Annotated in this window: 23 protein-coding genes; 11 read left to right on the top strand and 12 right to left on the bottom strand. The window is 64.3% G+C overall.

Translation table 11 applies throughout. The annotated features are described in order from the left end of the window. Positions 1-97 precede the first annotated feature (97 nt). Positions 98-727 (top strand): RT0821/Lpp0805 family surface protein, encoded by a 630-nt coding sequence (locus RA24_RS21720; protein ID WP_193747113.1) that lies wholly within the window; start codon positions 98-100, stop codon positions 725-727. Between the two features lie 16 nt (positions 728-743). Here the strand turns inward: RA24_RS21720 and RA24_RS07015 are convergent, their stop codons facing one another. Together RA24_RS07015 and RA24_RS07010 are read right to left on the bottom strand one after the other, a co-directional pair. Next, the gene (locus RA24_RS07015) at positions 744-1,727 is read right to left on the bottom strand and encodes an NAD(P)H-binding protein (RefSeq protein WP_039190690.1); all 984 of its coding nucleotides are present in this window, start codon (positions 1,725-1,727) and stop codon (positions 744-746) included. 274 nt (positions 1,728-2,001) lie between these two features. After that, positions 2,002-2,250 (bottom strand): calcium-binding protein, encoded by a 249-nt coding sequence (locus RA24_RS07010; RefSeq protein WP_019295632.1) that lies wholly within the window; start codon positions 2,248-2,250, stop codon positions 2,002-2,004. A 385-nt stretch (positions 2,251-2,635) separates the two neighbouring features. On the opposite strand from RA24_RS07010, the gene RA24_RS21715 reads away from it, so the two are divergent. Then, positions 2,636-3,748, top strand: coding sequence for an adenylate/guanylate cyclase domain-containing protein (locus RA24_RS21715; protein ID WP_052269553.1), 1,113 nt, complete (start codon positions 2,636-2,638; stop codon positions 3,746-3,748). A gap of 15 nt (positions 3,749-3,763) precedes the next feature. Here RA24_RS21715 and RA24_RS07000 read toward each other — a convergent pair whose 3' ends face one another. After that, the gene (locus RA24_RS07000; RefSeq protein ID WP_082020330.1) at positions 3,764-4,210 is read right to left on the bottom strand and encodes a nucleoside deaminase; all 447 of its coding nucleotides are present in this window, start codon (positions 4,208-4,210) and stop codon (positions 3,764-3,766) included. A 66-nt stretch (positions 4,211-4,276) separates the two neighbouring features. Continuing rightward, the gene (locus tag RA24_RS06995; RefSeq protein WP_039190843.1) at positions 4,277-5,134 is read right to left on the bottom strand and encodes a LysR family transcriptional regulator; all 858 of its coding nucleotides are present in this window, start codon (positions 5,132-5,134) and stop codon (positions 4,277-4,279) included. A gap of 97 nt (positions 5,135-5,231) precedes the next feature. Here RA24_RS06995 and RA24_RS06990 point away from each other — a divergent pair, with 97 nt between their 5' ends. Next, positions 5,232-5,519 carry a hypothetical protein gene (locus RA24_RS06990; RefSeq protein ID WP_039190688.1) on the top strand — a complete coding sequence of 96 codons (288 nt, stop codon included), beginning with the start codon at positions 5,232-5,234 and terminating at the stop codon, positions 5,517-5,519. 10 nt (positions 5,520-5,529) lie between these two features. Then, positions 5,530-6,207: a hypothetical protein gene (locus RA24_RS06985; RefSeq protein ID WP_039190686.1), complete on the top strand. Its 678-nt coding sequence runs from the start codon at positions 5,530-5,532 to the stop codon at positions 6,205-6,207. A gap of 40 nt (positions 6,208-6,247) precedes the next feature. Here RA24_RS06985 and RA24_RS06980 read toward each other — a convergent pair whose 3' ends face one another. Further along, complete coding sequence (locus RA24_RS06980) at positions 6,248-7,627, bottom strand: MATE family efflux transporter (RefSeq protein ID WP_052269552.1); 1,380 nt, start codon at positions 7,625-7,627, stop codon at positions 6,248-6,250. A 112-nt stretch (positions 7,628-7,739) separates the two neighbouring features. Here RA24_RS06980 and RA24_RS06975 point away from each other — a divergent pair, with 112 nt between their 5' ends. After that, positions 7,740-8,390, top strand: coding sequence for a TIGR02453 family protein (locus RA24_RS06975; protein WP_039190682.1), 651 nt, complete (start codon positions 7,740-7,742; stop codon positions 8,388-8,390). A 3-nt stretch (positions 8,391-8,393) separates the two neighbouring features. Here the strand turns inward: RA24_RS06975 and RA24_RS06970 are convergent, their stop codons facing one another. The 5 genes from RA24_RS06970 to RA24_RS06950 form a co-directional block, all read right to left on the bottom strand. Beyond that, positions 8,394-9,347 (bottom strand): nickel/cobalt transporter, encoded by a 954-nt coding sequence (locus RA24_RS06970; RefSeq protein WP_039190841.1) that lies wholly within the window; start codon positions 9,345-9,347, stop codon positions 8,394-8,396. Between the two features lies 1 nt (position 9,348). Next, positions 9,349-9,984: a DUF1007 family protein gene (locus RA24_RS06965; RefSeq protein ID WP_039148845.1), complete on the bottom strand. Its 636-nt coding sequence runs from the start codon at positions 9,982-9,984 to the stop codon at positions 9,349-9,351. 62 nt (positions 9,985-10,046) lie between these two features. Then, positions 10,047-10,988, bottom strand: a complete 942-nt coding sequence (gene ppk2, locus RA24_RS06960) for a polyphosphate kinase 2 (protein ID WP_039148848.1) — start codon at positions 10,986-10,988, stop codon at positions 10,047-10,049. Between the two features lie 180 nt (positions 10,989-11,168). After that, entirely contained in the window at positions 11,169-11,777 is a 609-nt protein-coding gene (locus tag RA24_RS06955; RefSeq protein WP_039148851.1) for a carboxymuconolactone decarboxylase family protein, read from the bottom strand. A 106-nt stretch (positions 11,778-11,883) separates the two neighbouring features. Then, positions 11,884-13,299, bottom strand: a complete 1,416-nt coding sequence (locus tag RA24_RS06950) for a pyridoxal phosphate-dependent decarboxylase family protein (RefSeq protein WP_039190681.1) — start codon at positions 13,297-13,299, stop codon at positions 11,884-11,886. 234 nt (positions 13,300-13,533) lie between these two features. Here RA24_RS06950 and parE point away from each other — a divergent pair, with 234 nt between their 5' ends. Continuing rightward, positions 13,534-15,492: a DNA topoisomerase IV subunit B gene (parE, locus tag RA24_RS06945; protein WP_019295645.1), complete on the top strand. Its 1,959-nt coding sequence runs from the start codon at positions 13,534-13,536 to the stop codon at positions 15,490-15,492. Continuing rightward, positions 15,489-15,953, top strand: coding sequence for a hypothetical protein (locus RA24_RS06940; protein WP_039190679.1), 465 nt, complete (start codon positions 15,489-15,491; stop codon positions 15,951-15,953). Before parE ends, RA24_RS06940 begins: the two co-directional genes overlap by 4 nt. A gap of 355 nt (positions 15,954-16,308) precedes the next feature. Here the strand turns inward: RA24_RS06940 and RA24_RS06935 are convergent, their stop codons facing one another. Beyond that, positions 16,309-16,575 carry a hypothetical protein gene (locus tag RA24_RS06935; protein ID WP_039190677.1) on the bottom strand — a complete coding sequence of 89 codons (267 nt, stop codon included), beginning with the start codon at positions 16,573-16,575 and terminating at the stop codon, positions 16,309-16,311. 529 nt (positions 16,576-17,104) lie between these two features. Between RA24_RS06935 and RA24_RS06930 the strand changes: the two genes are divergently transcribed. The 4 genes from RA24_RS06930 (at position 17,105) to RA24_RS06915 (ending at position 19,822) form a co-directional block, all read left to right on the top strand. Next, positions 17,105-17,869: a hypothetical protein gene (locus tag RA24_RS06930; RefSeq protein WP_039190676.1), complete on the top strand. Its 765-nt coding sequence runs from the start codon at positions 17,105-17,107 to the stop codon at positions 17,867-17,869. A 28-nt stretch (positions 17,870-17,897) separates the two neighbouring features. After that, on the top strand, positions 17,898-18,554 hold the full coding sequence (locus RA24_RS06925) for a DNA-3-methyladenine glycosylase I (RefSeq protein ID WP_039190674.1): 657 nt from the start codon (positions 17,898-17,900) through the stop codon (positions 18,552-18,554). Positions 18,555-18,567: 13 nt separating this feature from the next. Next, positions 18,568-19,248 carry a hypothetical protein gene (locus tag RA24_RS06920; protein WP_019295650.1) on the top strand — a complete coding sequence of 227 codons (681 nt, stop codon included), beginning with the start codon at positions 18,568-18,570 and terminating at the stop codon, positions 19,246-19,248. A gap of 139 nt (positions 19,249-19,387) precedes the next feature. Further along, complete coding sequence (locus RA24_RS06915) at positions 19,388-19,822, top strand: DMT family transporter (protein WP_019295651.1); 435 nt, start codon at positions 19,388-19,390, stop codon at positions 19,820-19,822. On the opposite strand, the gene RA24_RS06910 is transcribed toward RA24_RS06915, so the two are convergent. Continuing rightward, complete coding sequence (locus RA24_RS06910; protein ID WP_039169569.1) at positions 19,819-20,160, bottom strand: zinc ribbon domain-containing protein YjdM; 342 nt, start codon at positions 20,158-20,160, stop codon at positions 19,819-19,821. The two genes, RA24_RS06915 and RA24_RS06910, sit on opposite strands and share 4 nt — an antisense overlap. Positions 20,161-20,223 lie beyond the last annotated feature (63 nt).

Genomic DNA, 20,223 nt, shown 5'->3' with positions numbered 1-20,223 from the left:
TGCTGTTTCCGCCGGGTCTCTGCCCGGCCCCTGGCAGAATACGAGACAGCTCATGCGCCCCGCTTTCCTTCTCCGCAGCTTACCGCTTCTCTGCGCCTTGGCCCTACCGCATCCCGCTCTGGCCGGCGGGCCCTCGATCAAGGTTCAGGACAAGGGCAACCAGTACAAATACGAGTACAAGGATCATCGCTGCCAGTTCAAATACCACCTGAAATACGGCAAGGGAGACGCCAAGACCTCTTCCAAGGGCGACTGCTCCCATATTGCCCATTTCCCGCAATTTGCGCCGCCCGCTGCCTATGCGCGCGGCAGCAGCCGTCCGGCACCGCAGCCCGCGTCCTGGCCGTCCTGCAACTCGCAAGCCCTGGGCCGCTTGCTGGGCGGCGCGGCTGGGGCAGCGGCAGGGTCCCGGGCCGGCGACGGCGACCCCGTCACGATTGCGGCCGGAACCGTGCTGGGCGCCCTGCTGGGCGGTGAAATCGGCCGCCGCCTGGGCGCGGACGACCGCCGCTGCATCGGCTCAGCGCTGGAATACGCAGGCAACAGCCAGGTCTTCGACTTCAGCAGCCCCCAGACCGGCCTCGCCTATGCACTGCGCCCGCTGTCGAGCAGCAGCCAAAACGGCACGCTCTGCCGCAGCTTCGATGCCCGGTTTGACGGCGGTTCCTGGCGCCGCGGCCTGGCCTGCCGCGAGGGCGGCGAATGGCGGATCGTCAGCCTGGACTGACGGCCCGCCTAGGATATCAGGACGCCTTGGCGGCGGCGGCCTCCTTCATCGCATCGACACCCTTCTTCCACAGGTTGCCCTGCCACAGCTCTTCCAGGCCGGTCTCGCCGCTGGCCCCCTTGGTGGTCAGGTAATCGTAGTAAGACGTCGGCTTGTGCCCGGTGATGTTGTAGAAATCCGGGCTGCAGCGGGTGTAGAAGCCATTGGTCAGATACTCAAAGAATTCCGCCCGCGTGGCGCCGAAATCAGCTTCGAACTGCTCCATGGATTGCGGGCGGTATTCGATCTCCCGGCCCATCGCGCGGCCCAGATCGGCGGCAATTTCCGCCATCGACTGCGGCGCCGGGCCGGTGATGTCGTAGAACTTGTTGCCGTGCCGCTCCGGCCCTTCGGCCAGAACCACTGCCGCCGCCTCGGCAATGTCGCGAGTGGCGACAAAGGAATTGCGCATGGCTCCCAGCGGGTTGGAGAACCAGCCTTCGTTTTCAATGGTTTCGCAGTCGGTCTTCAACAGGTGATTCATGAAGAAGTTGTTGCGTAGCGCGGTGACAGGCAGGCCCGCATCAATCAGCGCCTTCTCGCCCCACCAGTAGTGCTGCAGCATCAGCGGTATGCCAGCGCCCGCGCGTGACGCATGGGTATCCGCATCATAATCAGCGGTATTGGTATCCGCCCCCATGCAGCTGACGCGCACCACATGGCTGATCTGGTCCTTGCGCGCCCCCAGCGCCTTGCAGAAGTTCAGATGCCCCTCCAGCATCGGATCCAGCGAGGCGGAATAAACCGCCGATACGCCCTCCAGCGCCGCGTCCCAGGTGGCCGGATCCGACAGGTCGAATTTCACGACCTCATCGGCTCCCAGCGCCTTCAGCTGTTCCGCCTTGGCTTCGCTGAAGTAGCAGGCGCGCACGGTGAACTGCTGCCCTTGCGCCAGCCGCGCCACCAACTCGCGGCCGATGCGGCCGGTGGCCGAGGTGATAAGAACGATCGGTTTGGACATCGGGGGGGCCTCCTGAGGGCGCGGGCGCGTGGCTGCCCGGCGCTGCGGTTTCAAATCTGCGCAGACCCTACAGGCAAGCCGCCGGCGGCTGCCCCCGAAACCCGACGGGAAATGCACCGCATCCGCCACCCCGCCGGATTCAAAGAAAGGCCCCGCAATCCGCGGGGCCTTTCCTGCGCTGTGCCGCCACCTGCGCGGCTGGAAGGGACTATGCGCCTCCCCCCGAAAGGCAAGAGGGGTGCAAGTGACGGCACACTGGCGGTTCAGCCCGGGATCAGCCCGCGTTGGCCAGAACGCCGGCTTCCATCGCCGCTGTGACCTCTTCCGCGTCGGCTTCGCCATCCGCATTGGCATCAATGGTGGCAAAGGTTTCCGCGGTCAGCTCCGGGAACGCAAGCTGAAGCTCTTCCAGCGAGAAAGTACCGTTGCCATCTGCGTCCAGCTCTGCAGCCAGGTCCTTTGCAGCCAGCGGCGAAGCGGTCAGAGCAGCAACAGCGGCGGCGGTCAGGGCAAACTTTTTCATGTGAGACACTCCAGTCATCATTTGGTTTGTTGCAGCCCGCGGTGTGTCCCGCGAGCCGTGGCAAACAGCTAGGACGTGCCCGGTCGCGGCACCATCCCCCAACCGCATCCGGCCAAAACCCCGGCGCAACAGCGCCGTTTTTCCCGTTTCAAATAAGCAGGTTACCGCCCTCACAGCCGGGTCGGCCTTTGTCCGCGCAGGCCCGGCAGGCGTTCCTGCGGCTTTCCGCCCGCCCCGCGGAAAATGCACCGGAGCCGGGAACCAAACCGCACTCAGCAATTCGCGTTTTGCCGCAACGCAACCGAGGTTAAGGCCAGCTCGCAGGATTATTGCTAGACTCCGCACCTAGCCTCATCTTCCCGTGAGCCGCCGTTGCGGTACTGCCATGAAACCGAAAATCGAGAAACTGAACACGCTGGGGTCCCGCTATGCGGAGGCCATGGCGATGTGCGGCCTGGCCGATGATCTGCTCGATCCCGACCTGCTGGACGCCCGCCCCTTCCGCTTTGCAGAAGGCGAGCATCTCTGCTCCCGCGGCGATCCGGCGACCTGCCTCTGGATCGTGGTTGAGGGCTCCGTTGCGATCCGGGAAGACGGCCACACGCTGTTTGTCCGCCGCCGCAACGAGGTGGTCGGAGAGCAGCATCTGGTCGGCAACGGCTACCAGCGGATCTATGACCTGGCGGCCAATGAGACCAGCGTCGAGGTGCTGGTGGTCGACAAGGCCAAGATTGAACAGCATCCGGAAGCCGGGAAGATCTGGCGCAACATCGCCAAGATCATCTCGATCAAGCTGCGAAGCGCCAGCCGCCGCACAGCCTCGCTCAGCCAGCAGCTGGCCGATGACACCCGCATCCTGCACGCCTACACCAACGAATACGCGCTCAGCCGCCGGATGCAGGCCGGCGCGGGCCAGCAGACCGGCTATGCTGTGGACCGGGCGGTGATCTGGTTCTCGGACGTTGTCAACTTCAGCGGCTACACCACCAGAACGCCGCCGGAGCGGATCGCCGACATCGTGCAGCGGTTCTTCAATGCCCAGACCCAGCCGATCCAGCAGCATGGCGGCCATATCGACAAGTTCATCGGCGACGGGCTGATGGCCTTCTGGGTGCTCGGAACCGCTGACGGCTCCGCCCGCAGCATCTGCACCTCCGCGCTGCGCGCCGCCGAGGAAGCGGTGGCCGCCGTGGCGGGCATCACCATCGGCAAGCAGGCACTCGGCCTGCGCATCGGCCTGCACGCCGGTTACGTTCTCAGCGGCGATTTCGGCTCCGCCACCCGCCACCAGTTCACCCTGATCGGCCCGGAGGTGAACAAGGCCGCCCGGCTGGAACAGGCGCATCAGGAAGACGTGATGGAGGGCGGGCAAATCGGGCCGGTCCGCATCAGCGCGGAGCTACGCAATGCACTGGGCGGGATCGACCAGAAGCACTACGGAAGCAAATTCGCCGTCCGTGCCAAGAACATCGGCACGCTGGAGTTTTTCACCAGCTGACAGACGGGGGCAGGCCTATTCGGCGATATCCTCGGACCACAGCTCCGGCTTTTCGCGAATGAACCGCTCCATCAGCGCGATGCAGTCCGGGTCCTCGGCAATCATCACCTCAACGCCCTTGGAGCGCAGGAAGTCCTCGTTGCCGCCAAAGTTCTGCGTATCACCGATCACCACCCGCGGAATGCCGAACTGCACGATGGTGCCGCTGCACATCATGCAGGGCGACAGCGAGGTATAAAGCACCGTGTCCCGGTAGGTCTTTTGCCGCCCGGCCTTGCGCAGCGCATCCATTTCGCCATGGGCAATGGGGTCGCCCTTCTGCACCCGCTGATTGCGCCCCTGCGCCACCACCTGGCCGCCCCGCGCCAGCACTGAGCCGATCGGGCAGCCGCCCTCTTCGAATCCCGCCTTGGCTTCCTCATAGGCGATGCGCAGCAGGCGCTTGTCGTCATCTGTCATCATTTTGAAACTGCCCTTTCCGATTGTTTTTCGTGTTTCCGCCCAGCCTCCCAGCCCGCACAGGGGCGGTCAAGACGCTACCGATGCACCTTCGATCACCGGCCGCAGCGGCTTCAGGCGTTCGGCAATGAAATCCGCCACCGCCCGCACCCGCGCCATCTGCCGCAGATCCTTGTGCACCAGCAGCCACAGATCCAGGTCCGGCTTCACCTCTGCGCCCGGCAGCCGCTGCAGCCCTTCGTGGCTGTCCCCCAGAAAACACGGAAGCACCCCAACCCCCAGCCCCGCCTTCAGCAGTTCCGCCATCGCCAGGATACTGTTGGCCTGGATGTGCGTGTCTGCAGTGCCTTCAAGGGTCCGCGCGGGCCCGTAGTCCAGCCCGATCCAGCGGTCCGGCACCGGCCGCACCTCCAGATAGGCAGGCGCCGCATAGACACACAGCGGGCTATGGGCAACGCGGCGCCCATAGGCGGTCTCCGGCGGGCTGGCAGTCAGCCGCAGCGCCAGATCGCTCTCCCGCCCCGCCAGGTTCACCAAACGGTCCGACAGCAAGAGCCGCAGCGTGATCTTTGGGTAGAGCACCCGCAGCTCCGGCAACAGCGGCGCAATCAGCACCGTTGCCACCGCCTCCGGCAGCGCCAGGCTTACCGGGCCGCTCAGCTTGGCATCTATCGACAGCACTTGCCGCTCCAGATCCCGGATGCTGCTCTGCGCCTCCAGCGCCTTGGGCAGCACCGCCCGCCCCGCCTCGCTCAGCTGATGGCCGGCCGGGCTGCGCTCGAACAATGTGGCCCCGATCCGCGCCTCCAGCGCCCGGATGCGCCGGGTCACCGTCACATGGGTTACGCCCAGCTGCTCCGCTGCGCCACGGATTGTGCCGCCCTCGGCCAGCGCCAGAAAGATGCGGATATCGTCCCAATTCTCCATTGGTACAAATTTGTTCCAAAGCGGTTCCAATCTGGTAGATATTCTAACGCCTCCGTCCGCGATAGCAATTCCCCATCACAGCAACGGAGACACCGAAATGACCTATCAGCTCACCCTGAAATCCGCCGATGTGCCGGAGGTGATGACCGGCAGCCTCAGCCTTGGCATCCAGTATCAGAACGCGGAGGCCGCCAGCATCGACGTCACCTGGACCCAGGAGCATTTCACCGCCCGCTTCAACGGCTTCGCGCCGGGGATGCCGGTGCCTGCGCATCCCTTGGCATTTGTCAAAGGCGCCATGGATGCACTTAACGCCGCCAAGGCCGCCCCGGATGAACCTGCCGCCAGCGTCTTCGGCCGCGGGCCTGTCAGCTTTGAAGTTTGAGGAGACGCATATGAAGCCCCTCGCTTTCGCCGCCGCCCTTTCCACAGCAACGCCTGCACTGGCCGAGACCGGCCTGTTCCTTGCCTGGCCCGCACAGCCCGCAGCAGCTCTCACCCATTGGGATCCGGCTGCCGCCCCGCTCCTCCAGGACGCAGGGTGCAGCCTGCACCGCTCCGGCACGATCTCCGGCAGCCTCGGCCCGCTGGACTGGCCGCAAATGAAGGGCTTCCGCCTTTACCGCTGCGCCAGCCCGGTCCTGGGTGCGCTCTCTGCCTCTGGCGCCAGCGCGCTGCTGGCCCGCCACGGCCAGCAGCCGGTGCTGTTCGAGGGCAGCCTGACGCTCTTTCCAGCTGATGCACCAGATGCGGAGGCCGAATATATCGTGAAGCTTTCACACTACAACAATCTGGACACGGAACAGCGCGCTGCCGATCTCACCACCCTTGGCAGCGTCATCTCAGATCTCGAAAACGTCTGGCAGACAGAGGCTGTGCTGACCCCGGCCACAGCCCTGGGCACTCTGCGCCCGGATGACATCACTTTCCTCTACTACAGCTCTGGCGCAGAGGCCGAGGCCTTCCGCGCCGCCAATCCCGGCGTGCTGGAACAGGTGGGCCAGTTCAACAAGGCACATCTGACGGCCTTCACTTATCTCGGAGCAACGGTCCTGTCCCAGCCGGTGAACTGAGCCATACGGCGCCTGCCCCTCCATGGGGCAGGCGCATATCTCAGGCCGCGGCCCCCACCGTCAGGATCGAGCGGCGCCAGAACCGCAGCATCAGGAACAGCCCCGCCGTGGTCAGGCCTGCAACCAGCCCCATCCAGACCCCCAAGCCATCCCAGCCCAGCAGGAAGCCGAAGACGTAGGAGGCCGGGATGCCCACCGCCCAATAGCTGAGCGCTGCAATCACCATCGGCACGCCGGTGTCCTGCACCCCGCGCAGCAGGCCCAGCGCCACCGCCTGCATCCCGTCCATCAGCTGAAAAAGCGCCGCCGCCGCCAGCAGCACGCCGCCAATCAGCAGAATCTGATCCTTCTGTGGATCCTCGGCATCCAGGAACAGCGACATCAGAGCATCCGGAATGGTCAGGAACAGCACAATCGCCACTGCCGAGACCAGCAGCGACATCACCGTCACCACCTTGCCGCCGCGCGCCAGATGCTCCCGGTCGCCGCGGCCAAAGGCATTGCCGGCCCGGATGGTCGCGGCATTGGACAGGCCCAGATGCACCATGAACGTCAGCCCGCCGAGCGAGATCGCAATGCCGTGTGCGGCCAGCGGCACCGTGCCCAGCCAGCCCATCATCATGGCTGAGGCCGCAAACAGGCTGGCTTCCGCCAGGGTCGTCAGCCCGATCGGGGTGCCCATGCGGAACACCTTGCCCAGCATCTCCCAGTCCGGCCGGTGGAAGTTCTTCAGCAGTTCATGCTGCGGCAGCACCTTCAGCGCATAAGCCAGCACCAGCACAAAGGACACGCCATTTGTCACCAAGGAAGCAATCGCCGCCCCGGCAATCCCCAGTTCCGGCGCCCCCCAGTTGCCAAAGATCAGCGCATAGTTCACCAGCGCATTGATCACCGCGGCAAAAACCGACAGCCACAGCACGATCTGAGTGCGCTCCAGCGCCGCCAGATAGGATTTCGCCACCATATACAACAGCGCCGGAAACAGCGCCCAGCCGGCAATCCGCAGGTACTCCGCCGCGTCATGCGCCACCTTAGGCTCCTGCCCCAGCGCCAGCAGGATCGCCTCCGACCACCACAAGAGCGGCATCGCCGCCACGCCGTACGCCAGCGACAGCCACAGCCCCATCCGGGTCGAACGGCGGATCTGCCGCTCCTCCCCGGCACCAGCCGCCGCTGCCACCATCGGCATCACCGCAAAGGCAAAGCCGGAACCCAGCAAGAAGATTGAGAAGAAATAGGACGAGCCCAGCGTCACCGCCGCCAGTTCCTCCACCCCGTACCACCCCAGCATGACGGTATCAGTCAGGCCGATGGCAAACTGCGCCACATGGCCGCCGATCAGCGGCAGGCCCAGAACGGCAATCGCCCGCGCGTGTCCGCGCAGGGGCATCTCGGAATGTTTGGTCGCTAACGTGCTCATCCTGCCAGCCTTAGGCGCCCCCGAACGCCCCGGCAAGGGAAGAGTTTCCTTGCCTGCGCACAGGCTCATGGTGGTATTCTGCACATGCAACCCTTTGCAGGAGCCTTTTTGAATGACCGACGCCTTTGCCCAGCTGATCCCTGACGCCCGTGCCTTTCTGGCGGAGCTTGCGCAGAACAACAGCCGGGATTGGTTCACTGCGCACAAGGACCGGTACGAGGCGCAGCTGAAATCCCCCGCGCTCCTGCTGATGGACGAGGTGGCGCAGGCGATCAGCCGCCGCAGCGGCGCGCAAGTCACCGCCAAGCTATTCCGCCCGCAGCGCGACGTGCGGTTTTCCAAGGACAAGACGCCGTACAACACTCACCTGCACATGATGTGGACCCTGAACGGCGCAGGCTGCGCGCTGTTCTTCGGCATCGCACCGGACTATTGCACCGCTGGCGGCGGCATCATGGGCTTCAGCAAGGCGCAGATGCCGCGCTGGCGGCAGGCCATCGACGGCGCCTTCGGCGATGAAACCGCGGCACTGGTGGACATCCTCGCGCTCAAAGGGTTTGCAGCCAGGGACCCGGAGCTGAAACGCGTCCCCGCCCCTTATGGCAAGGCCCATCCCCACGGCGCACTGCTGCAGCGCAAGTCGCTGACCTTCTGGCACGAAATGTCAGCCCGCGAGCAAGCCGCCCCGATGGGTGCGCTGATGTCGGCCTACCTGACGCAGGAACCGATGTTTGCCCTGCTGGACAGTGCTTTGGCTGATTGAGGCCTACAACGCCCGCAGCATGATCTGGCTGGCCAGCACTGCCACCACAGCACCTGCAAGGATCTCCAGCACCGCCGCCGCCCGCAGCGCGCCGGTCCCCTGCATCTGCGCCAGCGCCCCCTTGCGCATTGTGACGGCTGCAACCGCCACTGCGACCGTCACCGTGGCGGTGCCCAGCCCCATGGCAAAGGCACCGGCAATCCCGGCCCACAGCACCCCCATCCGCCAGGTCAAGAGCAGCAGGAATACCGCACCGGTACAGGGCCTAAGCGCCACCGCACCGATGATCGCCAGCGCATCGCGCAGCGAGTGCACATTGGCGGCTTCCTCCACCGTCGGCCCGTGCCGGTGCCCGCAGGAGGCGCAGACCCCGTCAGTATGATCATGATCATGATCATGATGGTGATGCTCATGGCTGTGCCCGTGGTGATGGTGCCCTGCATGGCCTGCCACCTGAACCGGGCCGCTCGCCAGCAGCCGCCGCACACCCCGCACCAGCAGCCACAGGCCCACCAGCGCAATCAGCCCGTATGACAGCGGCGCCAGAACATCCTCCGCCGCGCTGGTCAGCTGCTCGCGCCCCCAGTCCAGCAGCATCAGCCCGCCCGCCACCAGCAAGACCGCAGTACCCGCCTGCGCCAGCGAGGACGCCAGCGCCAGCCCCGCCAGCCGCATGAGCGGCACCGGCTTGCCCATGCCATAGCCGCCAATGACCAGCTTGCCATGGCCCGGCCCGGCGGCATGAAAGAACCCGTAAGCAAAGCATAAGGACAACAGCGCCATCAGCGCCCCCGGCTCCCCGGCGCGCAACGCCCGCAGCCCCCGCGCCATCGCATTCTGCGCCTCGCGCTGGCCCTCGGCCGCCCAAACGGACACCGCCCCGGCACCGCCAAAGCCCCAAAGCCACACAGCCAGCGCCGCCACGCCCAGCGCCGCAATTGTTAAGAAAATCTTCACCTTACGCGCCACAGCTCAAGCGCACGGTATCGGCAAAGGCTTCACCCACCTCCGGGTAAGCCTCCTCTGCCTGATTTGCCGGCATCGCATAGAGCAGCTCTTCCACCAGAGTATAAGCCTGATCGAGGTTGGGCGGCGTGATGCTGCCCTGGCAGCCACCCGTCACGTCCAGCCCCTGGTTTACCGTATAGGCGGTGTAGTAGGTCGGATCATAAGCCTTGATCACCACCCCGTCCGCTTCCTGGGGCTGTGTCAGAACCCGCCGGTGCCGGGTGGTGATCCGCCCGTCCTTCACCTCGGTCGACAAATGCTCAGGCGCGCCCAGACCCAGCGCCTCGCCGCCAAGGGTCAGATAGGTGTCGCCCTGAAACCCCTCGCTCCAGGCCAGGTCAAACCCTTGCAGCTGCGCCAGTTCCTCTGCCGTCAGGCTGCCGTCGAAATCACTGTCCAACCCCCGGTCCTCAAAGATCAGCAGCGAATAGAACTCATCATAGGCCCAGGTGATCTCCACCGCCTGCAACTGCCCATCATCCGAGACCACCAGCTTCATTCCGGTGTCGACAAAGATATGCGGATGCGCCCCGGCACCCGCAGGGGCCAGCAGCGCAAGTGCCAGAAGTGGAGCAAGATGTTTCATGCCCAAAGACTTAAGCCCAGTTCCGCGGCCCCGCAAGCGCCGGGCCGCACCGCAAGCGGGGATCAGCGCGTCCGTGATTCAGGATGCAGCGCCTTGCCCAGGATGTGATCGGACTGGTGGATCACATGATGCGCCTGGCCGACAATCAGCGGATCCGGTGCCCGCGCGATCTCCGGATCCTTGCCCGGATAGTCCAACGAGGCCAGGAAATGCCGCATGCAGTTGATCCGCGCGCGCTTCTTGCAGTTCGACTTGATCACCGTCCAGGGCGCATCCGCGGTGTCCGTATAAAAGAACATCGCCTCCTTGGCCTCGGTGTAATCATCCCACTTGCCCAAGGACGCCTTGTCGATCGGCGACAGCTTCCACTGCTTCAGCGGATCGGTCTCACGCGAATTGAACCGCCGCTTCTGTTCGGCCTGGGTGACCGAGAACCAGTATTTGTACAGCCGGATACCCGACCGCGCCAGCATCCGCTCAAACTCCGGCGCCTGACGCATGAACTCCAGGTATTCGTTCGGCTCGCAGAAACTCATTACCCGCTCGACGCCCGCGCGGTTGTACCAGGACCGGTCATAGAACACGATCTCGCCGCTGGTCGGCAGATGCCGCACGTAGCGCTGGAAATACCACTGGCCGCGCTCCTCATCCGAGGGCTTGTTCAAGGCGACCACCCGGGCAGAGCGCGGGTTCAAATGCTCGGTAAACCGCTTGATGGTGCCGCCCTTGCCCGCGGCATCGCGGCCCTCGAACAGCAGAACAAACTTCTCACCGGTCTCCTGCGCCCACAGCTGCACCTTCAGCAACTCTGCCTGCAGACGTGCTTTTTCCGCCTCATAGGCCTTGCGCTGCATCTTCTTGGGATACGGGTACTTGCCGCTCTCAAACGCCCGGCGGATGTCCTCGGCACTGGGCCCCCGGGCCTCGGCCGAGGCGCTGGCGGGGGGCTGAACCGGCACTGGGCTTGCGGTTTTACCGGCACTCTTTTTCACTGCGGCGTCCATCAAAAACTCCCTCTTTCAATCTGCGCCGCAACCTTAATACCGCGACCGTTCCCCCGCCCTGACCTGCATCAAAAGATTAGCCGTCTGCACAACAAAAAAGACGGCCGCAACGGGCCGCCTGCTTCTTTCTGGTCTCAAATACTCCGGGGTGAGGCCCAAAGGGGCCGAGGGGCAGCGCCCCTATTTATGCCCCCAATCGTCCGGGTTCTCCGAATTGTTCGGGCTCAGCCCCAGCACATCCCCCTTGGTAGAGCACCCCAGCCCCAGCACCGTCCGGTTGGCATAGGAGAAATAGGCGGTTACCTGATTGATCTCCAGAATCTGGCCATCCTCGAACCCGGCTTCCCGCAGGGCTTCGATATCCGCCTCTGTCACGCTGGACGGCTCCTCCGTCAGCATCCGCGCATAACCCATTGCCAGCACTTGTGCAGGCTCCAGCGGGGCCGCTTCCGGCTCCCGCGCCTCGATCGCGGCCCGGATCGCCAGACCGCGTTCCGTATCGCCCAAGAGCCGCTGCAGCCCGGCAAAGTGGTGTTCAACGCAATAGGCGCAATCATTCAGCGACGATACCCAGACCCCCAGCACCTCCAGGAACCACTTGGGGATCTTGTTGCCGGTGTGGTGCAGCACATTCTTGTAGAGCGCCATATGGCCTTCCATCGAATGCGGCCGCAGGGAGTGCACCATCATGATGTTGTCGACATTGCCCCCCGGCCCGGTCACCCGCTCATAGAGCTTCTTCAGCTTGCCGGTTGCCTCTTCAAACGGAACGGTCCTGATCCAGGCCATGTCTCTCTCCCTGACTGTCTGGCCCGGAGAGTAGCGGGTTCAGATCATACGGAAAGACGAAACCGAACGTCACAGATTCTCAGCCTGGCGGCACCACCGCCCTGCTCTACTTCGCCGCCTCCCGCGCCACCGCTGCAATCGCTGCCCGAACATCTGCCTCGCGGCTTCGGTGATTGGTGATCGCGGCGCGCAGCATCACGCGGCCCTCCGCACGGGTGGTCGAGAACACCGCCTCGCCGCTTTCCTGCAGGGCCTGGGCGATATGCGCGTTCAGCGCCGACTGCGCGTCCGGTTCCAGATCGCTGCGCGCGGTGAACACGCAGACGTTCGACACCACCGGCGCCCCCAGCGCCATATGGGGCTGCGCCTCAACCTCCGCCGCCATGAAACCCGCCAGCTCGCAATTGCCGGTGATCGCCTCGGAGAACGCCGCCTCGCCATAGGTCTCCAGCGCCGTCCAGACTTTCAGCGCCCGGTTGCCGCGGCTGAGGTCAATGCCGTAGTCGCAGAACCACGGCTCGCCGCCCGCCAGCCCGCGCTCGGCCCCTTCCAGATACGCCGGTCGCGCCGCAAAGGCCGCCCGGTGCTCATCCTCATTGCGGAGCAGCGCAATGCCGCAGTCATAGCCCACATACATCCACTTGTGAAAATCCAGAGCAATGCTGTCTGCCCGCCCGATCCCATCGCTCAAAGACCGGTAAGGCTCCGCCGCAATCCGCGTCCAGGCACCAAAGGCCCCGTCCACATGCAGCCACAGCCCCAGCTCCGCAGCCGCATCCGCCAAGGCATTCAGGTCGTCGAACAGCCCCAGATCCACGGTGCCCGCGTTGCCGACCACCAGAAAAGGCACCGCGCCCGCGGCTTTGTCCTCTGCCACCATCCGGGCTAGGGCCGCGCAGTCCAGCTTGCCATCTGCCAACGGCACCTTGCGCAGGTTGTCCGAGCCGATGCCCAGCAGTTCCACCGCCTTCAGCGTCGCATTGTGCACGCCCTCGCCTGCATAGGCAGTCAGCCGCACCGCGCCCTGCCCGGATTTGCGCAGGTCCTTCAGCACCCGCAGCCGCGCCGCTTGAAAGGCAATCACCGTCGCCTGCGAGGTGCCGGTGACCAGAATGCCGCTGGCGCTCTCCGGCATCCCCATCCTGGCCCGCGTCCAGTCCACCACCGCGCGCTCCATATAGTTCGCGCCGTGATCGCGCCCGCCCATATTGGCATTGACCGCCGCCACCGCGAGGGAGCTGATCAGGTCGGAGGCCAGCCCCGATCCCTGCACCCAGCCCCAGAACCGCGGATGAATATTGCCGCCGTGATAGGGCAGCACGTCCCCGATGATCCGGTCCACGGTCTCCTGCGGCCCGCGCGCCTCCGCCGTCACCGCATAGCGCGCATCAATGTCCTCCGGCACTGGCTGCCACGGGCGCTCCGCCGCCTCTTGCATCTGGTCCAGCGCCGCCTCCAGCATCCGCTGCGCCTCGGCCCGGAACGCCGCCCAGTCCTGCGTCTTGATCCCCTTCTCAGCCACCGCGCGCCCTCCTCCTGCCTGCCGCTGGAGGAGGTGTAGCCCGCAGGTCCTTGCGCCGCACGGAAAATATCGCCGCACCCGGATAACCGGAACTTATCTTCGATGGATTGATAACTTCCCGCCCTGCCACGGCAGGGCCGCCTTATCCACAGCCCCTTGCGTCCCTCTTCCACCCGGCCCCAACACCTGCCATAATGGCTGCCAATCAACACCAAGGAAGAGCAGCTCCCGCACATGGCCGACGACCTCCTCAGCACGCCTGCATCGGAAACCTATGACGCGTCCTCCATCGAGGTTCTGGAAGGGCTTGAGCCGGTCCGCCAGCGCCCCGGCATGTATATCGGCGGCACCGATGAACGCGCGCTGCACCATATGGTGGCGGAAATCCTCGACAACTCGATGGACGAGGCCGTCGCCGGCCACGCCAACCGGATCGAGGTGACGCTCCATTCCGACTACGCCGTCACCATCTCCGACAACGGCCGCGGCATCCCGATCGACCCGCACCCCAAGTTCCCTGACAAATCCGCGCTGGAGGTGATCCTCTGCACCCTGCACGCAGGCGGCAAATTTTCAGGCAAGGCCTATCAGACCTCCGGCGGGTTGCACGGCGTCGGCTCCTCGGTGGTGAACGCGCTCTCAGATTCCATGGTCGTGCAAGTGGCCAAGAACAAGGAACTGTTCGAGCAGCGCTTCTCCCGCGGCCTGCCCCTGGGCCCGGTTGAGAAAATCGGCGCCGCCCCCAACAAGCGCGGCACCTTCGTGACCTTCCACGCCGATGAGGAAATCTTCGGCCACCACCGCTTCAAGCCCAAGCGCCTGTTCACCCTGGTGCGCTCCAAGGCCTATCTGTTCTCCGGCGTCGAAATCCGCTGGAAGTCTGAGATCGACGACGGCGAAACCCCCACCGAGGCCACCTTCCACTTCCCCGGCGGTCTCAAGGACTACCTGACCGAAGTCCTCGGCAAATCCTCCGTCTACGCAGACCAGCCCTTTGCCGGCAAGGTCGAGTTCCGCGAGAAGTTCGGCGAGCCGGGCTACGTCGAATGGGCGATCAACTGGACGCCTTCGCGCGACGGCTTCACCCAGTCCTACTGTAACACCGTCCCGACGCCGGAGGGCGGCACCCATGTCACCGGCTTCTGGGCCGCGATCCTCAAGGGCATCAAGGCCTACGGCGAACTGGTCAGCAACAAGAAGGCCGCCCAGATCACCCGCGACGACCTGATGGCGGGCGGCTGCGCGCTGGTCTCCTGCTTCATTGCCGACCCGGCCTTTGTCGGCCAGACCAAGGACCGCCTGTCGACCGAGGCCGCCAGCAAAATGGTGGAAAACTCGGTCCGCGACCATTTCGACAACTGGCTCGCCGCCGACACCAAATCCGCCGGCGCCATCCTCGACTTCCTGATCCTGCGCGCCGAGGAACGCCTGCGCCGCAAGCAGGAGAAAGAGACCCAGCGCAAATCCGCCACCAAGAAGCTGCGCCTGCCCGGCAAGCTCACCGACTGCACGTCGAAAGACCGCTCCGGCACCGAGCTGTTCATCGTCGAGGGCGACTCGGCGGGCGGCTCCGGCAAGGGTGCCCGCAACCGCGTGAACCAGGCACTGCTGCCGCTCAAAGGTAAAATCCTCAACGTCCTGGGCGCCGCCTCCAACAAGCTCGGCTCCAACGCCGAAATCAACGACCTCTGCGAGGCGCTGGGTGTCGGCCTTGGCACCAAGTTCAACCTCGACGATCTGCGCTATGACAAGATCATCATCATGACCGACGCGGACGTCGACGGCGCCCATATCGCCTCGCTGCTGATGACCTTCTTCTTCACCCAGATGCGCCCGCTCATTGACGGCGGCCACCTCTACCTCGCCTGCCCGCCGCTGTTCCGCCTGACCCAAGGCGCGCGCCGCGTCTACTGCCTCGATGAGGCTGAGCGCGACAAATGGCTGGAGAAGGGCCTGGGCGGCAAGGGCAAGATCGACGTCTCCCGCTTCAAGGGTCTTGGCGAAATGGACGCCAAGGACCTGAAGGAGACCACGATGGACCCGGCCACCCGCAAGCTGATCCGCGTCACCATCGACGAGGACGAACCCGGCGAGACCGGCGACCTGGTCGAGCGCCTGATGGGCAAGAAACCCGAGCTCCGCTTCCAGTATATCCAGGAGAACGCGAAGTTCGTGGAGGAGCTGGATGTTTGAGTGAAGGTCCTCATTGGCTTGAGTATTTCAGGGCCCTTGGGCCAGTAGTAATTGCTTCCTTTGTGGCGTACGTGGCGTTCCAGCAGTGGAACGTCAATCGTTCTACACTTCGCGAAAAACTTTTCGATCGAAGGTGGCAAGTCTTCAAAGACACTCAGAAATTTCTCTCTGGTATTTTGCGGGAAGCCACTTTCGATGATCAGGCGCTTTGGGATTACACAGATGCTTGCCAACGAGCCCGCTTTCTCTTCGGAAAGAAGTTGCACGACTACCTGATCGAAATTCGATCAGCCGCACTTAAGATGCGGCTTAAGGCGGCTCAATACAAAGATCTGCCTGTCGGAGATGAACGTTCAAAGCTTGTAGAGGAAGAGCACGAACAACTTAAATGGCTCAACAATCAGATGGACCTGATTTTTGAGGCTTTCGAAGAGTACATTTCTTTTCAAAAGGCAAAGTAAGAGTTTTCAACACAACTTACACCACAAGGCCCACGACTGACCTTGGGGAGGCGTGAAGCGCCTTCCCGGGGGGAAGGTCAGGCGCGGGCCGTGCCGCTGCGCGCCACGTCCCAAGAGACATCCTGCCAGCGCCGCTCCTTGATTTGCACTGTTGGTTGCGCAGGGCTCCGCCCGTCCGAACCTCAAACGCTCCCCCGGAGCGTTTGCCGCTGCGCGGTCCGGTTCGACCTCCCGGGGGGAGTTGAGACCGTCTAGGAAACTGTCCGGGGGACAGTTTCAGGTCGAAACGGGCGGAGCCCAATCAGGCGCAGGCCGTGCCGCTGCGCGCCACGTCCCAAGGGTCATTGCGAAGTATTCACGCTTCAATGCGTTGACCGCACAACTTCCACATCTTCGTCTCCGAATCCTGCACGGCTACGCCTTCTTCTTTCAGCATTTCCAGCAAGGTTCTGGAAATGTGGCCTACATGCTCAACATGACCACCATAAATGCCGAGGGCGCGGCCAATCTCTGCATTCTTTAAGCCACCCTCAGGTGCCATTTCCAAAACAGTGCGAACCGCGGATTTCAAGAGAGCCATGGCTTGTTGCGCGTCAGCGTAAGCATTGTTCAAGTCGGTCATCGTCGATGTTCTCCAATAAATGACCTTCTTTCTCCCTCGCTACCGCACGGGTTGCAAGTGTTGCGCCAACCCCCAATCCACCGCACGCCCCGCTTGCGCCCCCTTAACCCCGCTCTGCCATACTCCAATCCGTCGCGACAAACGGTGCGGACTGACACCCCGCACCACCAGGAGATACGGGAACCCCCAAGACCACCTCTTCACCGGGTGCAGGGGTTCTCCGCACAACGGAAGCTTTCGAGCGGACATGGGGGCTTGCGATCCCCTGCCCGGCCCTCCGCCTCCGGCCCCTCCGGGCCTCTTGGCGGCGCCGCCACCTCTTACCCGGCCAGCATGAAACGGCCACACAAGCAAAACGGCCCAACGGCCCCAGACAAGCAGACGGCCAGACAGACAGACAGCCACCGGACAGGGACCCCCTCCCGCCCGGCCAAACCCGCGCATCCGGTGACAGCTTCGTGAGGGCTGTTGCCTGAAACCGCTTTCCCTTCTTATGGTTAGGCCAGCCAATCACAGAACGGGGACAGCCATGGCCTTCATCGCGGACAACCAGCTGCCGCTGCTCCTGCTGTTCTTCTTTGCGGGCCTCATCGGCACTGCCTTCCTGTTCCGCAAGCCGGCAGGCCACCGCGCCTGGAAACTGGCGGACCTGGTCTGGGTCGTTCTCGGCGGCTTTGGCGCGCTGGTTGCGGTGATCTCCGGCATCTACGCCGCTGACTCCTCCCGGCTCGAACGCCAGATCGACATCGCCTATGCCGCCACCGCGGCCTTCGACCGCGACGCCGCCCGCTTCCGCCTGCGCTTTTGCGACCCCGCCTATGACGCCGACATCGCGGTCCTGTGTGAAAAGGTCGAATTCCTCTCCGCGTCTACAGCGGGCAACGCCGAGCTGCCGCTGTTCATCGCGGTGACGGATGAGGTCGCGCCGCTGCAGGGCCTCAGCTTCCTGTTCGGCGGAGGCCGCGCTGAGATGGACGAGATGAAGGACATGGAGGCCAAGGCCAGCGCCTTCGACCCGGAGGCTTTCCTGGTCTTTACCGCGCTTGACACCCCAACACAGGCCGCCGTCGACACCATGCGCCGCAAGGTGCCTGCCATTGCCGGCGATTTCCTGATCATCGCCCGCGCCTATGACGATCTCATCGACCATGTGTCGAAACTGAAAGAGGAATGGGAATACCTGCAGGCAAACGCCCATATCCTGGTGCTGCAGATCATCGCACTCTGCCTCGTCAGCTTCGCCGCCCCCTTCCGCCTCGGCAAATCCATTGTCGAGCTGCGCGCGCGCCGCTAACCTGACCAGACTCCAACAGGACCCGCCCATGCGCAGCTTTGACGAGATCTACGCCATTTCCGCAGACCGCCACGGCGGCCCCGCGGCGCTGGAGGAAAAACTCACCAGACCCGACCCCAAGGTCACGGAGCTGCCGGAAGACCGCTGGCTCGCCACCATGACCAAATGCATCTTCCAGGCGGGCTTCAACTGGAAAGTGATCGAGGCGAAATGGCAGGGTTTCGAGGAGGTCTTCCACGGCTTCGACCCCGGCCCCTGCGCCTTTATGCCGGAGGATGAATTCGACCGGATCCTCAGCGACACCCGCGTGGTCCGGAACGGCGCCAAACTGGCGACAGTGCGCGCCAACGCCGCCTTCCTGATGGAGCTGCGCGACGAGGGCGGCGCGGGCAAGGTGCTGGGCGGCTGGCCCTCATCCGACTACATCGGGCTGCTGGAGATGCTCAAGAAACGCGGCGCCCGCCTCGGCGGCAACACCGGCCAATACGCCATGCGCTTTGCCGGCCGCGACAGTTTCATCCTCAGCCAGGACGTCACCGCGCGCCTGATGGCAGAAGGCGTGATCGACAAACCCGCAACCTCCAAGACCGCTCTGAAAGCGGTGCAGGCCGCGTTCAATGAATGGATGGATCAATCCGGCCGCTCCCTCACCGAAATCAGCCGCGTGCTGGCGATGAGCTGCTGAGGCAAAGCCGCATATGATCCGCTGCCTGCTCCTCGCCCTGCTGTTTCTCTCTGCCTGCGGCCGCCCGCTGACGGAAACCGAACGCGCCTATCTGGACACCCTGCACGGCACCAGCCTCAACGCAAACAAGGTCCGCATCGTCGAGGGCGCACCGCTCGGTGCCGTCACCTTCCGCCGCATGCCGCGCCCGCGCGTCACCTGCCGCGAGCGCATCCTGCCGCCGGTGAAGGAAGAGATCGTCACCTCCAAACCCGCCGCCGTGGCGCTGTTCAACCGCATCTTCTTTACCCGCGACTGGTACGTGGATAACTACCTGCCGGAATACCCGGAGCGGCTGCACCTGGTGGAGGCGATGCTGCTGGCACATGAGGTCACCCATGTGTGGCAATGGCAGAATCGCCGCCAGACCGGCTATTCCCCCTTGCGCGCCGCGGCAGAGCACGGCCAGGACCGCGACCCCTATCTGTTCGACCTGGAGGGCGACCCGGACTTCGGCACCTACGGGTTCGAACAGCAGGGCGCCATCGTCGAGGAATACGTCTGCTGCCGCGCCCTCGCCCCGCAGGCCGCCCGCACCAAGCGGCTGCACGACATGCTGGCCGCCGCAATGCCGGTCAGCCCGCTGCCGCAAAGCCGCGAAAGCGCGGTCTACCTGCCTTGGAAGGACGCCGAACTGAACGGCATCTGCGACTGACCTGCTGAACCGCGGTGATAGATCGATTTTTCAGGGCCGGAAATCGCGCCGGATTCCGATGCTGCGCCGCAACGTAGGGGTTGTCTTCGCAGAGAGTTTCCGGCCACAAATCCGCCAAGCAAACTGCAGGAGCCGCGCCATGACCCAATACGCCCTCATCATGCTGGCCGCAGGCCTTGGCATTCCGGTGCTGGCGGCTCTGAACGCGGCACTCGGCAAGCTGATCGGCTCCCCCGCCTCTGCCGCCGTGGTGCTGTTCCTGATCGCGCTGATTGCCACCAGCCTCTACGCGCTGATCGCCGGCCCGCAGGCGCTGGCGCGCATTCCATCGGCCCCCAAGCACCTGCTGCTGGCCGGCGTTCTGGTCGCCTTCTATGTCCTGTCGATCACCTATGTCGCGCCGCATTTCGGCGTCGGCAACGCGGTGTTCTTCGTGCTGATCGGCCAGCTGATCTCTGCCGCCGCCATCGACCATTTCGGCTTGTTCGGCGCCCAGGTCAGCCCGCTGACCCTGACCCGCGCGGCCGGCATTTCGGTGATGGCGCTGGGAGTCTGGATCACCCAGATGGCTTAACCGGAAACTTTCTTCACAAACTGCGACTTCAACCCGATCGGCCCGACGCCGGGCACCTTGCAATCGATGTCGTGATCGCCGTCCACCAGCCGGATGCCGCGCACCTTGGTGCCGACCTTGATAACCGAGGACGTGCCCTTCAGCTTCAGGTCCTTGATCACCGTCACCGTGTCGCCGTCCTGCAAGACGTTGCCGACACTGTCGCGCACCTCCTTGGCGTCGCCCGCGGCCTCCCCCGCAATCCATTCATGGGCGCATTCGGGGCAGATCAGCAGAGCATCCACCTGATAGGTGTAGGCAGAGGCGCATTCGGGGCACGGCGGCAGGGTATCAGTCATACACCGCCAATAGCCGGGAACCCCGCGCAACACCAGAGACAGATCCGCCGCCCGGCTCCCATT

Origin of the sequence: Leisingera sp. ANG-M6 (genome assembly GCF_000813905.1) — a bacterium.
Taxonomy (GTDB): domain Bacteria; phylum Pseudomonadota; class Alphaproteobacteria; order Rhodobacterales; family Rhodobacteraceae; genus Leisingera.
The sequence above is the reverse complement of the archived record's forward strand: the minus strand, read 5'-3'. Positions and strand labels throughout refer to the sequence as shown.

What these genes read in the sequence shown, in the direction of transcription:
- parE (WP_019295645.1), top strand. Translation starts at nt 13,534, where the DNA reads ATGGCCGACGACCTCCTCAGCACGCCTGCATCGGAAACCTATGACGCG.
- RA24_RS06930 (WP_039190676.1), top strand. Translation starts at nt 17,105, where the DNA reads ATGGCCTTCATCGCGGACAACCAGCTGCCGCTGCTCCTGCTGTTCTTC.
- RA24_RS07000 (WP_082020330.1), bottom strand. Translation starts at nt 4,210, where the DNA reads ATGATGACAGATGACGACAAGCGCCTGCTGCGCATCGCCTATGAGGAA.
- RA24_RS06910 (WP_039169569.1), bottom strand. Translation starts at nt 20,160, where the DNA reads ATGACTGATACCCTGCCGCCGTGCCCCGAATGCGCCTCTGCCTACACC.
- RA24_RS06975 (WP_039190682.1), top strand. Translation starts at nt 7,740, where the DNA reads ATGACCGACGCCTTTGCCCAGCTGATCCCTGACGCCCGTGCCTTTCTG.
- RA24_RS06925 (WP_039190674.1), top strand. Translation starts at nt 17,898, where the DNA reads ATGCGCAGCTTTGACGAGATCTACGCCATTTCCGCAGACCGCCACGGC.
- RA24_RS06985 (WP_039190686.1), top strand. Translation starts at nt 5,530, where the DNA reads ATGAAGCCCCTCGCTTTCGCCGCCGCCCTTTCCACAGCAACGCCTGCA.
- RA24_RS07015 (WP_039190690.1), bottom strand. Translation starts at nt 1,727, where the DNA reads ATGTCCAAACCGATCGTTCTTATCACCTCGGCCACCGGCCGCATCGGC.
- RA24_RS21715 (WP_052269553.1), top strand. Translation starts at nt 2,636, where the DNA reads ATGAAACCGAAAATCGAGAAACTGAACACGCTGGGGTCCCGCTATGCG.
- RA24_RS06915 (WP_019295651.1), top strand. Translation starts at nt 19,388, where the DNA reads ATGACCCAATACGCCCTCATCATGCTGGCCGCAGGCCTTGGCATTCCG.
- RA24_RS06995 (WP_039190843.1), bottom strand. Translation starts at nt 5,134, where the DNA reads ATGGAGAATTGGGACGATATCCGCATCTTTCTGGCGCTGGCCGAGGGC.
- RA24_RS06955 (WP_039148851.1), bottom strand. Translation starts at nt 11,777, where the DNA reads ATGGCCTGGATCAGGACCGTTCCGTTTGAAGAGGCAACCGGCAAGCTG.
- RA24_RS06920 (WP_019295650.1), top strand. Translation starts at nt 18,568, where the DNA reads ATGATCCGCTGCCTGCTCCTCGCCCTGCTGTTTCTCTCTGCCTGCGGC.
- ppk2 (WP_039148848.1), bottom strand. Translation starts at nt 10,988, where the DNA reads ATGGACGCCGCAGTGAAAAAGAGTGCCGGTAAAACCGCAAGCCCAGTG.
- RA24_RS07010 (WP_019295632.1), bottom strand. Translation starts at nt 2,250, where the DNA reads ATGAAAAAGTTTGCCCTGACCGCCGCCGCTGTTGCTGCTCTGACCGCT.
- RA24_RS06990 (WP_039190688.1), top strand. Translation starts at nt 5,232, where the DNA reads ATGACCTATCAGCTCACCCTGAAATCCGCCGATGTGCCGGAGGTGATG.
- RA24_RS06980 (WP_052269552.1), bottom strand. Translation starts at nt 7,627, where the DNA reads ATGAGCACGTTAGCGACCAAACATTCCGAGATGCCCCTGCGCGGACAC.
- RA24_RS06935 (WP_039190677.1), bottom strand. Translation starts at nt 16,575, where the DNA reads ATGACCGACTTGAACAATGCTTACGCTGACGCGCAACAAGCCATGGCT.
- RA24_RS06965 (WP_039148845.1), bottom strand. Translation starts at nt 9,984, where the DNA reads ATGAAACATCTTGCTCCACTTCTGGCACTTGCGCTGCTGGCCCCTGCG.